The 11,906-nt window shown below is 66.4% G+C and carries 11 protein-coding genes; all 11 read right to left on the reverse strand.

The window, feature by feature from the left end:
* Positions 1-396 precede the first annotated feature (396 nt).
* Positions 397-1,413 carry a Rieske 2Fe-2S domain-containing protein gene (locus AC1RMG_RS21975; RefSeq protein WP_493170287.1) on the reverse strand — a complete coding sequence of 339 codons (1,017 nt, stop codon included), beginning with the start codon at positions 1,411-1,413 and terminating at the stop codon, positions 397-399.
* The gene (locus AC1RMG_RS21980) at positions 1,410-2,549 is read right to left on the reverse strand and encodes a hypothetical protein (RefSeq protein WP_493170288.1); all 1,140 of its coding nucleotides are present in this window, start codon (positions 2,547-2,549) and stop codon (positions 1,410-1,412) included. Before AC1RMG_RS21980 ends, AC1RMG_RS21975 begins: the two co-directional genes overlap by 4 nt.
* Positions 2,546-3,700, reverse strand: coding sequence for an ATP-grasp domain-containing protein (locus tag AC1RMG_RS21985; protein ID WP_493170290.1), 1,155 nt, complete (start codon positions 3,698-3,700; stop codon positions 2,546-2,548). The genes AC1RMG_RS21980 and AC1RMG_RS21985 overlap by 4 nt, the downstream gene beginning before the upstream one ends.
* Positions 3,688-5,046: a F390 synthetase-related protein gene (locus AC1RMG_RS21990; RefSeq protein WP_493170292.1), complete on the reverse strand. Its 1,359-nt coding sequence runs from the start codon at positions 5,044-5,046 to the stop codon at positions 3,688-3,690. Before AC1RMG_RS21990 ends, AC1RMG_RS21985 begins: the two co-directional genes overlap by 13 nt.
* The gene (locus AC1RMG_RS21995; protein ID WP_123577240.1) at positions 5,036-5,890 is read right to left on the reverse strand and encodes an MBL fold metallo-hydrolase; all 855 of its coding nucleotides are present in this window, start codon (positions 5,888-5,890) and stop codon (positions 5,036-5,038) included. Before AC1RMG_RS21995 ends, AC1RMG_RS21990 begins: the two co-directional genes overlap by 11 nt.
* Positions 5,887-6,894, reverse strand: a complete 1,008-nt coding sequence (locus AC1RMG_RS22000) for an NAD-dependent epimerase/dehydratase family protein (protein ID WP_065365013.1) — start codon at positions 6,892-6,894, stop codon at positions 5,887-5,889. Before AC1RMG_RS22000 ends, AC1RMG_RS21995 begins: the two co-directional genes overlap by 4 nt.
* Positions 6,894-7,913 (reverse strand): beta-ketoacyl-ACP synthase 3, encoded by a 1,020-nt coding sequence (locus tag AC1RMG_RS22005; protein ID WP_493170295.1) that lies wholly within the window; start codon positions 7,911-7,913, stop codon positions 6,894-6,896. The genes AC1RMG_RS22000 and AC1RMG_RS22005 overlap by 1 nt, the downstream gene beginning before the upstream one ends.
* Positions 7,914-7,958: 45 nt before the next feature.
* On the reverse strand, positions 7,959-8,606 hold the full coding sequence (locus AC1RMG_RS22010; RefSeq protein ID WP_311166579.1) for a hypothetical protein: 648 nt from the start codon (positions 8,604-8,606) through the stop codon (positions 7,959-7,961).
* 98 nt (positions 8,607-8,704) lie between these two features.
* Positions 8,705-9,430: a hypothetical protein gene (locus AC1RMG_RS22015; protein ID WP_493170297.1), complete on the reverse strand. Its 726-nt coding sequence runs from the start codon at positions 9,428-9,430 to the stop codon at positions 8,705-8,707.
* A 204-nt stretch (positions 9,431-9,634) separates the two neighbouring features.
* The gene (locus AC1RMG_RS22020; protein ID WP_123431125.1) at positions 9,635-9,991 is read right to left on the reverse strand and encodes a DUF6124 family protein; all 357 of its coding nucleotides are present in this window, start codon (positions 9,989-9,991) and stop codon (positions 9,635-9,637) included.
* Positions 9,992-10,472: 481 nt separating this feature from the next.
* Complete coding sequence (aspA, locus tag AC1RMG_RS22025) at positions 10,473-11,897, reverse strand: aspartate ammonia-lyase (protein WP_041120431.1); 1,425 nt, start codon at positions 11,895-11,897, stop codon at positions 10,473-10,475.
* Positions 11,898-11,906 lie beyond the last annotated feature (9 nt).

Here is an 11,906-nt window from a genome sequence, read left to right on the forward strand (position 1 = left end):
AGAGCAGACGGAAACATTCTGTTACACCGCTGATTGCACGCACGGCAAAGCGGTGGGGCGATTGTTCGTCCCGGTTCTCTATTCGCGGGTTGTTATTAGTTCGGGTTTCCCGTGGGTTTGAGCCTCGTTACCGACGGCTGTCCACGTGAAGAGGGGGCGCACTATACCGGTGCGCGGGCTCGCCGTCTGCATATAGCGCGTCGAGCCGAGGAACGGCAGGCTGTACGGGGGGCTGAATCGGTTCTTGCGAGGCCCCGCAAAACCCCGCGAACAGAGGCCCGTAGCATCCCTTTGATATCGCTGCCAAGCCGTAGGAGCTGGCTTGCCAGCGAAGGGGCCCGTTTGAGCGGCGCCCGTCTTGAGGGCCTGTTCGCCGGCAAGCCGGCTCCTACGGGATTACAGCCAGAATTCCTCTCGGCGTTCTTGGAAGTCGTGCATTTCACCTTGCTCCAGCAACTGGCGAATCCACGGCCCCAGCAGATCCAGCGAGCTGTCCAGAGGGGTGGGCCGGTGCCAGCGCAGCGGCACCTGGGCAAAGCGCTGCTGGTTGGCGCTGACTTTTTCCAGGATCTGCCGGTCCTGCTTGAGGATCACCTTGAACAAGGGTTGCAGCACAGCGCGCTTGAGCCAGCCCGGCAGGCGCCCGCGGGCCGTGGCGATGCGGGCGAACAGGCGCAGTTCGCCCTCGGCGGCCGGGCTGAGCCAGGCGCTGACCAGCAGATTGAGCCGGCCCTGGCGGTCGCGGTATTCGATTTCCGCCAGCCCCGGCAGGCGAAAGCGCCCCATGCTGAGGCCGCGTTCGCCTTCGAACAGCCGGGATATCAGCCCGGATTGGGTGCCTTCTTCGCTGTACTGCGCTTCGACCCCGTCTTCCAGCTGATGCACCCAGGCACGAATCCGCTGGCGCTGGCGGTCGTGGCGGATCCAGCCGGCGTGCACGAAATGTGTGTGGAAGCCGTCGAGGAAGTTCTCCGCGGCGTCCTGCAAGCTGCACTGCACCCGGTCGCTGATCCAGAACACATCCAGCGCCTGGGCCTGCTCGGCGGCGGCCACCGGCGGGGCACTCGGCCGTTCGCTGGCGAGGCTGGCCCAGACCAGCCCCTGGGTTTCACAGCTGTGCAGGGGTTGTAGCAAGGGCTGGCTGCAACGCTGCTGTTCCTGGCCAGGCAGCTGAGTACAACGGCCCTGGGGGTCGAAGCGCCAGCCGTGGTAGGGGCACTGGATCTGCCCGTCGCGCACCCGGCCGGCGCTCAGGGGTGCAAAGCGGTGAGGGCAACGGTCCGGCAGCACCGCGGCGGCGCCGTCGGCATCGCGAAACAGCACCAGCGGTACGCCGTGCAGGGTGCAGGCCAGGGGCTGCTTGTGCAGCTGCCGGCTCAGGGCGACGGGCCACCAGCCCGAGTGACTGTTCACAGTTTGAGCTTCCTCATCAGCGGTACGCCGATTCGTTGCAGCAGCAGGCCCATCAGTTGCCACACCAGGCGCCGCGACCAGGGCAGGTGGGCGACGTGGATCAGGCTGTATTCGATTTCGGGCTGGCCGCCGCGCAGGCGCTTGAAGGCGGCGGCGCCGGAGCTGAAATTGAGCACCTGACGGCGGTTCACCGCCTCTTGCAGGCACAGCCTGGTCAGTTGCCGGTACAGGCCGGCGCGCTGGGGCAGGGCGGTGTCGTAGCCGACGATGGGGGTGCTGATCAGCGCGCTGTTGGCGAACCAGCCCAGGGCGCCGTCAATGCGCCCTTCGGCGTTGCGCAGGGCGCGCACCTCCAGCCAGCCTTCGGCCTGCCCGCGTTGCAGCCATTGGGCGCTGTAGTGGGGGTTCAGGCGGCTGTATTTGTCCAGGTAGAGCAGGTTGTACAGCTGCTCGATGCGCTGGAAGTCGGCTTCGCTCAATTCGCTGCCGGGCACCACCGTATAAGGGCTGCGGCGCAGCAGGGTGGCATCCAGGCGGGTGTTGTGGTGGCGCAGGAAGGCTGAATTTTCGCCCTCGCGGCCGTCGAACAGGTACACCTGACGGCTGGGAATTGCCAGGTAGCCCAGGGCTTGCAGGCGCTTGCGCAGTTCGAGGTTGCTGAAGTCGTTGAGCGAGCGAAAGCCAAAGCCGTGGTCGGGAAACTGCCGGCGCAGCAGTTCGGTGATCGCCGGCAAATCCGAACCATCCCAATCGGCGGGGTAGAGGTTGGTCGACAGCAGCCAGTTATTGACCTGCACCAAACGGTCGACCTTGGCCGCGCTCAGTAGCCGGTCCACGCCCTGGGTCAGCAGCTTCAAGGGCCACGCCAGCCAGGGCCGTTTCAGGCGCTGCAGTTCTTCCCGGGCATAGCCGCTGTAGGCGGTTTGCGGAGAGACCACGTAACAGTTATCCACAGGGTCGTGGCCGTGGTTGATGCTCACCGGGAACTGCTGGCGGCCGGTGTCCAGCAGGGCCAGGGCGGTGCTGACATTGCCGATCAGCGCGCCGCCGGCGCAGGTGCGCACGTACTGCCGGGCGTGGCTGTCGCCAATGCTCGGGGGCTCAAGGGCCAGTTGCTCGGACAGCAACAGTTTCATCGGCGCGGCGCTCCCAGGGGCTGGCCGTTCCACTCGATATCGGCGGTGGAGGCGGCCAGCAGCCCGCAACGGCGGGTCAGGGCGCGGCCGATGATCTCGCTCAGGCTCAGCAGCTGGGCGGTCAGCGGGCCGCGATCGCCGTCCTGGACGATCACGTCCCGGGCTTGTTGGTAGTCGTGCCAGAACGTGCGGCTCAAGGCCCGTTGCGGCGCCGCCAGAAGCAGCATGGCCAGGGCGATCATCCGGGGTTCCAGGGTCGCCTCCAGCGCTGCGTCGGCTTCGCTGCCCAGCGCCGCTACCAACTGCACGCGCTGGTCGTCGAACAGGTGCACGCCGCTGGTGGCCCTGGGGTTGCACTCCAGGACATGGAAGCGGCCCTGCTGGTCTTCGATGAAGTCGAAACCCACCTGCCCGGTGTAGCCGGTGGCCCGGCCGAACTGTTCCAGAAACGCACGGATCGGCGCCGGGGCACAGCTGTGGAAGTAGATCCCCGAGCCGCGCCCGACCCGGTAGCGCGGCTGATAGCTGCTGTGGGCGCGCAACTGGCCGTCCATCAGCACGCTGAAGCTGCAGTACTCCTGGCCGGGGACAAACTGCTGGGCCACCCAGGGCGCCTCGGCGCTGGGCTGGACCTTGGCCAGTTGCGCCGGGCTCGGGCGGATCAGGGTCTGGGAGGCGAAGCGCGAATAGGCCGGCTTGAACACCAGGGCATCGTGCTCTGCCGCCAGTGCTTGCAACGCGGCCGGGTCATGCAGCACCCGGGTCGGCGGCGCGGCCACATCCCAGCCCTGGGTCATGGCGGCGAAATCGCCCTTGTGATGCAGGCGGTGCAGCAGCTCGAAGTCGCTGGTGAACACCCGACACAAAGGCCGCAGGCGCTCCAGGCCGTGGGCCAGGTAGAACACCTCTTCGCAGGTGGGCAGCAGCAGGTCGATGGCCTGTTGGCGGATGACCCCGGCCAGGGCCTCGATCCAGGCATCCGGGTCGTGGCGGGGTTCCGGCAGGCGCACGAAGTGCTCGGCGGCGCGGCTGAAACGGCTCAGGGGTTGGGCCAGGGAATCGGCCACGGTCACCGTCCAGCCGGCTTGGCCAAAGGCCCGGGCCCACTCCAGGCAGGCCGGGGCCCGGGCGCCGAGAATCAATACACGCATGGCAGTCCCTCGGGTAGTTGCAGCATCAGCAGACGGCGTCTTTTTGTTTGTGGCGGTGGTGCCTGCCAGTGGCCGAAGCTCAGCTGCGGCGCCTGCAGCCCTTGTTGCGCGCAGAGTTCGGCCAGGGCTTCGCTCAAGCGCTGGCACAGCCCGTGGTAGTCGCCCGAGGTACGCAGGTTGGCCTGCCAGAGCAGCCCGCGCTGGTGAATCTGGTATTCCTCCAGTTCCGCCCCCAGCATCAGCAGGGCCCGGCGCAATACGTCAGGGTAGAGCGGTGCCAGTTGCTGGCCGTCGAGCCGGGGCAGCCAGAGGATCTCGTCGGCCCGGCCTTCCACCGCGGCAATCGCCCGCTCCGCACGGCCACAGGGGCAGGGCGCGCTGGCCACCCGCAGAATGTCGTTGAGGCGATAACGCACGATCAACTGCGTACGCCGGGAAAAGTCGGTGATGATCGGCTGGAAGCGCGTGCGCTCAGGGTCCAGCCATTGCGGCTCGATGTGCAGGTGGCTTTCATTCAGGTGCAGGGTGCCGGCCTCGCAGGTGTAGCCGAGGAAGCCTTCGCTGGCCTGATAGATCTGCTGCGGCTTGCGCCCGAAGGCTTGCTGGACCAGCTCGGCGTCGGTGCTTTCCAGCACTTCGGCCACCGACAGGATGTGCTGTGGGCGGATCGTCAGCTGCCCGGCCAGGGCCGCCTGGGCCAGCCCCCGCAGCACCGTGGCCGGGGCCACCAGCACGTCCGGGTTCTGCTGGTTGAGGCGTTGCAGGGACGCGGCCAGGCCCAGGGTCAGGTCATGAAAGGCGAAGTCGATGCGGCGGCTGGCCAGGGTGGTGTACAGGCGGCTGTTGGCCCGCAGGAAGAAGGCGATCCGCAGCGGCGCCAGCCAGGGGCACAGCAGCCGTGGCAGCAGGGCCCGGGGCAGGGTGCGCGCCAGCAGGATGCCGGCCCAGCGCTGGCGTTCCACGCTGCTGACCAGGAACACCCCCTGGGCCCCCGAGGTGCCGCTGGACAGGCCCACGGTGATGTCCCCCAGGGTCGGGCTGAAGTCCCGGGAACGCTCGGCCTGCAGGGCCACCGGCAACACCTGTTCCAGGCTCAGGGCGCGAGTGTTGAAGGCGGCGAAGTCGCTCATCAGGGCGGCTTTGTCCATGAGCGGCAAGTTGTGCAGGCCGTCTTGGGTCAGCCCGTTGAAGCGCTGGCCACGGGGCAGGACTTTGGTCATGAAGTGCCGCAGGCGCCGGGCCTGCCAGGCTTCCAGCCGCTCGCGGCGGCGAAAGCGCAGGGCGTAGCGGCTGAACACGAATGAACCGATGCTGCGCAGAGTGCCCAGCAGGCGCTCACTGTTCATTGGCGAACGCCTCCCAGGCCTGGGTGCAATGGGACGGCAGCACCGCCACCGCCGGTTCGCGGCGAATCAGCTGGCCCAGGCCGTGGTAAGTGCGCACGTACTGCTGACGGTCGGCGCTGGCAAACCACAGTGCCGGTGCAGCGGGCAGGCGCTCGGCGCGGCAGGCCGGCACCGACCAGCAGGCGTCGGCCACCAGGAACACCGGCCGGCCCTGGGCATCGGGGATGAACAGGCCCAGCTGGCCGGCGCTGTGCCCCGGCAGCGGCACGCCGATCAGGCTGCCATCGCCGAACAGGTCCAGGCCCTGCTCGAAAGGCGCCATCCAGCCCGGCAGCGCACAGTTGGGGCTGGCTTCGGCCAGGCGCAGGCGGGCGCTGAAGTCGTCCGGCAGCAAGCCCGGCAGATGGCCGCCAAGGGTGGCGCGCCAACGCTGGCCGCGCAGGCTGTCGATATGCCGGTAATCGGCTTCCAGGGCGATAAAGCGCGCATTGGCAAAATCCCGCAGCCCGGCGATATGGTCGGCGTGGAAGTGGGAAATGATCACATGGCGGATATCCCCCGGGCCAATGCCCAGCTCATGCAGCTGCGCGCCCAATTGCTCGACCACCGGCAACTGCACCGGCACTGCGCTGCGGTACAGGCGCTCGGGCAGGGCGCGGGTTGCCTGGAAGAAGTGCTCGGCGTAGCCGGTGTCGTACAAAATCCAGCCGTGCTCCGGGTGCTGGATCAGCCCGCACAGTGCCGGAAATTGCACCGGCGCCAGGCGCCCGCCACGGTCGGCCATGCATTCCAGGTGCTGGCACCAGCCGGCCCGGAGGATCTTCAAGCTCACGCTGCGGCTCATGCTCGTTGCCTCTGCTGGGCCAGCCACCATTGGGCGTGCTGGGCAATGCCCTGTTCCTGGGTGATCACCGGGTGGTAGCCCAGCTCGCGCTGGATGGCGCTGATGTCCAGGGTCTGGCTGAAGGCCAGGACGCCTGCGCCGTAGCGGGTGATCAAGGGTTCGGCGCCGTTGCCCAGCCGTGCCTTGAGCTCCAGCAGGCGCGCCACGCCGTGCACCAGGGGCCAGGGCAGGCGACGGGTGCGCAGGGGTAGGCGGAAGTGCTCGGCCATCTGTTGCAGCAGGTCCTTGAAGGCCAGGGGTGTGCCGTTGCTCAGGTTGTAGACGCACAGCGGGCGCGGCAGGGGCCGGGTCAGCGCCAGCCACACCGCGTGCACCAGATTGTCGACGCAGGTCAGGTCCAACTGTGCCTGGCCGCCGCGCATCAGCGGAATCGCCCCGCGTTGCATCACCCGCAGCAGGCGCGGCATCAGGGTTGCGTCCCAGGGGCCGAACACCGCCCGGGGGCGCAGGATCACGCATTCGGGCAGCTTGGCGTCTGCCAGCAGGGTTTCGGCCTGGGCCTTGCTGCGGGCGTAGTCGTTCACCGGTGGCGGCAGTGGCTGGTCTTCGCGGATGCCCAGGCGATCACTGAAGTTGAAATACAGGCTGGGGGTGGAGATATGCACCAGCCGCGGGATGCGGTTCTTGCCGCAGGCGTGGATCACCTCGGCGGTGGAGTCGAGGTTGGCCCGGGCGAAGGCCTGGGGCGAACCCCAGGGTGAAGACAAGGCGGCGCAATGCACGATGGCGTCATGCTCGCGGCTGGCATCGGCCAGCAGGCGTTTGGCCAGCGGGCTGCCGTGCTCCAGGGGCAGCCAGCGCACGGGCGCCGGGCTGTGGGCAATGACTTGCGCCGCCGCCTCGGGGTTGCGCCCGCTGAACTGCACCTCGCAGCCTTCGGCGGCCAGCTTCCAGACCAGATGCCGTCCGATAAAACCGGTGCCGCCGGTGACCAGGATCTTCATCAAAACTCCAGGATCATGCCGCCGAGGGACAGGCCCGCGCCGGTGCCGATCAGCATCAGGGTTTGTCCGCGTTGAATGCGCCCGTCGCGCACCGCGATATCCAGAGCGGTGGGCAGGGACGCCGCCACCTGATTGCCATGCTGGGCAAAGATATCGATGACTTTCTCCGGCCCCAGGCTCAGGCGTTTGGCCGCATGCTGCATGGCCTGTTGGCTGGCTTGATGGGGGATGATCCAGTCGATCTGCGCAAGGGACAGTGCGGCTTGCTGCAGCAAATCTTCCATCAGTTCGGGCAGGTGCTTGGCCGCGAGGCGGAACACGCCTTTGCCCTGCATGGTGAAACTGGTCAGGGGCTCGAACGGCACCTGGATGCGCCGCGGATGAAAGCGCGAACCGCCGGCGGGGATCTGGCACAGCGCGGCGCCCTCGGCGTAGGTCCTGAGGCGCGAGGCGAGGATATTCTGCCCGGCATTGCCCGCCCCCAGCACCACCGCCGCCGCACCGTCACCGAAGATGCCGCTGACTTCCACCTGCTGCCAGTCCAGGCCGCAGGAGGCAATGTCGGCGCACACCAGCAGCACGCGCCGGTAATGCCCGGCCTGGATCGGCCAGGACAGGGTGTCCAGGGCGGCAATAAAGCCCAGGCAACTGGCGTTGATGTCCATGGCCGGAATGCCTGACTGGCCCAGGCCCAGTTCCCGTTGCAGCAGCGCCGCATTGCAGGGCATGCCCTGGTCCATGGTGCCGCTGGCGCAGACGATCAGGTCCAGTTGGCCAAGCTCCAGGCCCGCCGCGTGCAGGGCCCGGCGCGCGGCGCTGGCGCCGAGGCTGGCGGCGGTGTCCGCAGGATCGGCGACGTGGCGCTGCTGCACTCCGCTGATGCGCGCCACGCTGCCGGTTTCCAGGCCGAGCTGGCGGTCCAGCTCGGCACTGGTGACCACCCGCTGCGGCAGGGCGTGGCCGGTGCCGAGCATGGCCAGGGCGCGGGCCGGGCGAGGGGAGGACGCTGATGTGTGCATGCAAATTCCGTGTGTGGGCGTCGGGGCTGGCGTTGAGAGAGGCGGTTAGTGCGCTGGCAGTGCCGCCGGGCATTGGTTCAGGAAGGCTTGCAGCCCCTGCTGGTAGGCCTCGGTGGGCATCAGGTCAGTGTGTTTGGCGATGAAGCAGGCCACGCCTTGACGCTCCATATCGGCGTCCGCCACGAGGTAGAAGTCGGGAATTTCCTGCACGCTTGCGATCTGCTTCCAGGCCAGGCTGCTCTGACCTCCGCGAGCGTTGAGCAGGGTGAAGCCCTGGTCGTCGAAGTTCAGGCAATAGGTGCCTTCGACGGCCCGCAACCGGGTTTCGATCAGGCGCTGACTCAACCCGCGCAACGGCGCTTGGGGTTTGATCGGGGTGGCGGCAATACGGGCTTGCAGGTGCTTGATCCAGCGTCCGGAAAAACGCCACCACAGGGGGATGAAGATCAAGGCGAACGCCACCATGGCGATGACCTTCTCCGGGGTGAAGGTCCGCTCGGGGAAGTAGATCGACAGGCAGCCGCCGATCAGGCACAGGGTGAACATCACTGGACCGATCAAGCGGCTTTGCCAACGGGCAAATGAGGTCATGACCCGGACATGCTGCTGATCACCCTTGAGCAGTTCCTGCTTCAGCGGTTCGGCAATCCAGGCTTTGGTGTGGGCGGGGGTGATGCGGTAGTGCAATTCCATGGGGGCTGAATCCGAGGTCCGTGTTCGGTGAGGGCGGCAGTCTACCGGCTTCTGGGGTGTGTTGAGCAGCGGCGTGTGCGCCAACGCCAAGCGGCTGTTCAGGCTGGAAACTGCTCCAGATGTTGCTCCACCCACTGGTACAGGCGCTCGTCCAGCTGCGGCCGCTGCTGGTTGAAGTGGTCCTGGCAGCGGTTGAAGAACGGGTCCTGGTTGATGCGCATGGCCAGCTCGACGGGGCCTTCGCTCCCGGCGTGGGCGGCTCGTAGCTGCTGCTGGCGCTGATTGGCCTGCTCCAGGGTGTCCGCCAGGGCGTCCAGATGCAGGAGCCTGAACTGAGCGATGGTCTGGGGCAGGTGAAAGTGCAGGGCGCTGTCGAAACCCTCCCAGTCCTCGAAGGCCAGCCACTCGTGGAGCACCATGAAGCAGCGCAGCGCCGGGGCCAGCGCCTCCAGTCGTTGCAAATCCAGCCAGTACTGACGCGGCAGCTGCTCGGCGGTTTCGATGGCCTGGGCGATCAGGTCCAGGGCCTGGCCCGGGTCCCGGTGGTGCTTGCGCAGGATGCGCTGGGTCAGGGTGAAGCGCGCTTCTTCTATAGCGTGCAGGGCGCAGTTCAGGTCGTAACCGGCGTTGAGCAAGTGTTCTCGTGCTTGCTCGGGGGGCAGGCCGGATTTGTCTACCAGCACCTGCAACAGCTCGGCTTTGTAGAGCTCGGCGGCTTGCTGCGGATTATTGGCGCAGCGGGCGAGCAGGGTCTGGGCATGGCGCAGGCCGATGGGGATCAGCTTGCGTAGCTGTTGCAGGGCTTGGGTGTGCGTCGGGTCCATCGACTGCGGTGCCTCGGGGATGGCGGATGTTTGGGAGGAGCGATTATCCACCTTGGGCGATGGATTGTGCTGGTTTAAAACAAGGGCCCCATGACGTTCGCAAGACCTGTAGGAGCCGGCTTGCCGGCGAAGGCGTCGGCCGGGATGCCGGTGAAGGCAGGGCAGGCCTCTTCGCTGGCAAGCCAGCTCCTACGGGGTGGTGTTTTAGGCGGGGCCGGGGCGGGCGCCGTCGAGCAGGGCGTCCACCACGGCGCGGGCCATTTCCACGGAATGCACCATGGACCAGATCAGCCCGCGCTCGATGCCGCTGGCCCGTTCGGTGATTTCATCGGACACCTCTTCGGCGCATTTGAGCAGCAAGGAAACGTGCATCAGCGCGTCTTCGGCATTCACCTGGGGCTGTACGGCGAACAGCGGATGGCCCCGGCCATCGCGCAGGCCGAAGGGGCGATGGCGGGTACCGTGCAAGGCGGCCAGCAGGTTGGCGTTGGCGCGGTCCAGTTCCGGGTCGCGGCGCGGATGATCGGTGGGCAAGGGTGGATCGGGGACGAGCTTTTTCATGAGACTGGTTCCTTTAGCAATTTAAGAAACCGCCGGATCTCACTTCCACATGAGAGGGTGGCAGCCGTGCGCAGGTGTGGAAGACCGGGCTAAAGGAACCGGCGCACCCGAAGGTGCCCTACGCACAGCCGCCATAGATCGAGTTCACCCAAGCCGCATCGGCAAGGGTGTTCGAATGAGACGACTGCACGTCCTTTATCCCAGACTTCCACATCCGGGCCGCTGATTTGGCAGCGGCACCGGGAGACTGCCTGATCGTTCGAAGGGGTACAAGGCGCTCAAAGGCGTGGGGGATTCTCTCGGATTTGCCCTACAAAACAAAGCGAATCCGCTTCGATGCCGGGCGGCATCCCCTTACAAACTCTGCTTTTCTCCAGGCAAAAAAAAGGGCCTGGAGACGAAGCTCCAAGCCCTCAAAAGGTGAGAGGTGTCTAGTCCCTCAACCTGGTGAGCGGTGTTGCGTGTTTCGGTGTTGCGCCGGTTACGCCTTCAGCGGAACCAGACGCGGGGCAATCATGTTTTCCGGACGCAGGATGTCGTCGAGCATGGCGTCGTCCAGCAGGCCTTCTTCGCGCACCAGTTCCAGTACGCCACGGCCACTTTCCAGGGCGATGCGGGCGATACGGGTGGCGTTTTCATAGCCGATGTACGGGTTCAGCGCGGTGACCAGGCCGATGGAGTGCTCCACCAGTTCACGGCAACGGGTTTCGTTGGCGGTGATGCCGGTGATGCAGTGCTCGCGCAGCATGTCCATGGCGCGTTGCAGCAGGCGGATCGAGTCGAAGATCTTGAAGGCGATCAGCGGCTCCATCACGTTCAGTTGCAGCTGGCCGCCTTCGGCCGCGATGGTCAGGGCCAGGTCGTTGCCGATGATCTGGAACGCCACTTGGTTGACCGCTTCCGGGATGACCGGGTTGACCTTGCCGGGCATGATCGAGCTGCCGGGCTGACGCGCTGGCAGGTTGATTTCGTTGATGCCGGTGCGTGGGCCGCTGGACAGCAGGCGCAGGTCGTTGCAGATCTTCGACAGCTTGACCGCGGTGCGCTTGAGCATGCCGGAGAACAGCACGAAGGCGCCCATGTCGGAGGTGGCCTCGATCAGGTCGGCTGCCGGTACCAGCGGCTGGCCGCTGATGGTGGCCAGGCGTTGTACGGCCAGGTGCTGGTAGCGCGGGTCGGCGTTGATGCCGGTACCGATGGCGGTGCCGCCCAGGTTGACTTCGGTCAGCACTTCCGGCGCCAGGGTCTTCAGGCGAGCCAGGTCTTCACCCAGGGTGGTGGCGAAGGCGTGGAATTCCTGGCCGAGGGTCATCGGCACGGCGTCTTGCAGCTGGGTACGGCCCATCTTCAGGACGTGGCTGAATTCCTGGCCCTTGGCGGCGAACGCCTGGATCAGGCTGTCGAGGCTGGCCAGCAGCGCATCGTGACCCAGCAGCAGACCCAGGCGGATCGCGGTCGGGTAGGCGTCGTTGGTGGACTGCGCCATGTTCACGTCGTTGTTCGGGTGCAGGTACTGGTATTCGCCCTTGCTGTGGCCCATGGCCTCCAGCGCGATGTTGGCGATGACTTCGTTGGCATTCATGTTGGTCGAAGTGCCAGCGCCGCCTTGAATCATGTCCACCACGAACTCTTCGTGGAAGTCGCCGCGGATCAGGCGGGCACAGGCCTCGCTGATGGCTGCATGCTTGGCTTCGCTCAGATGACCCAGTTCGCGGTTGGCGTCAGCAGCTGCCTGCTTGACCATTGCCAGGGCCACGACCAGTTTTGGGTAGTGCGAAATCGGAACGCCGGAGAGGCGGAAGTTGTTCACCGCTCGCAGGGTCTGGATGCCGTAATACGCTTGAGCCGGTACTTCGAGTACGCCAAGCAGGTCTTTTTCTGTGCGGAAAGATGCAGCGGAGGACATGACGGAGAT

Source organism: Pseudomonas sp. GW822-FHT04H02 (assembly GCF_058800645.1).

Coding starts and splice junctions, on each gene's coding strand:
- AC1RMG_RS21980 (WP_493170288.1), bottom strand. CDS start 2,549: ATGAAACTGTTGCTGTCCGAGCAACTGGCCCTTGAGCCCCCGAGCATT.
- AC1RMG_RS21985 (WP_493170290.1), bottom strand. CDS start 3,700: ATGCGTGTATTGATTCTCGGCGCCCGGGCCCCGGCCTGCCTGGAGTGG.
- AC1RMG_RS21990 (WP_493170292.1), bottom strand. CDS start 5,046: ATGAACAGTGAGCGCCTGCTGGGCACTCTGCGCAGCATCGGTTCATTC.
- AC1RMG_RS21995 (WP_123577240.1), bottom strand. CDS start 5,890: ATGAGCCGCAGCGTGAGCTTGAAGATCCTCCGGGCCGGCTGGTGCCAG.
- AC1RMG_RS22000 (WP_065365013.1), bottom strand. CDS start 6,894: ATGAAGATCCTGGTCACCGGCGGCACCGGTTTTATCGGACGGCATCTG.
- AC1RMG_RS22005 (WP_493170295.1), bottom strand. CDS start 7,913: ATGCACACATCAGCGTCCTCCCCTCGCCCGGCCCGCGCCCTGGCCATG.
- AC1RMG_RS22010 (WP_311166579.1), bottom strand. CDS start 8,606: ATGGAATTGCACTACCGCATCACCCCCGCCCACACCAAAGCCTGGATT.
- AC1RMG_RS22015 (WP_493170297.1), bottom strand. CDS start 9,430: ATGGACCCGACGCACACCCAAGCCCTGCAACAGCTACGCAAGCTGATC.
- AC1RMG_RS22020 (WP_123431125.1), bottom strand. CDS start 9,991: ATGAAAAAGCTCGTCCCCGATCCACCCTTGCCCACCGATCATCCGCGC.
- aspA (WP_041120431.1), bottom strand. CDS start 11,897: ATGTCCTCCGCTGCATCTTTCCGCACAGAAAAAGACCTGCTTGGCGTA.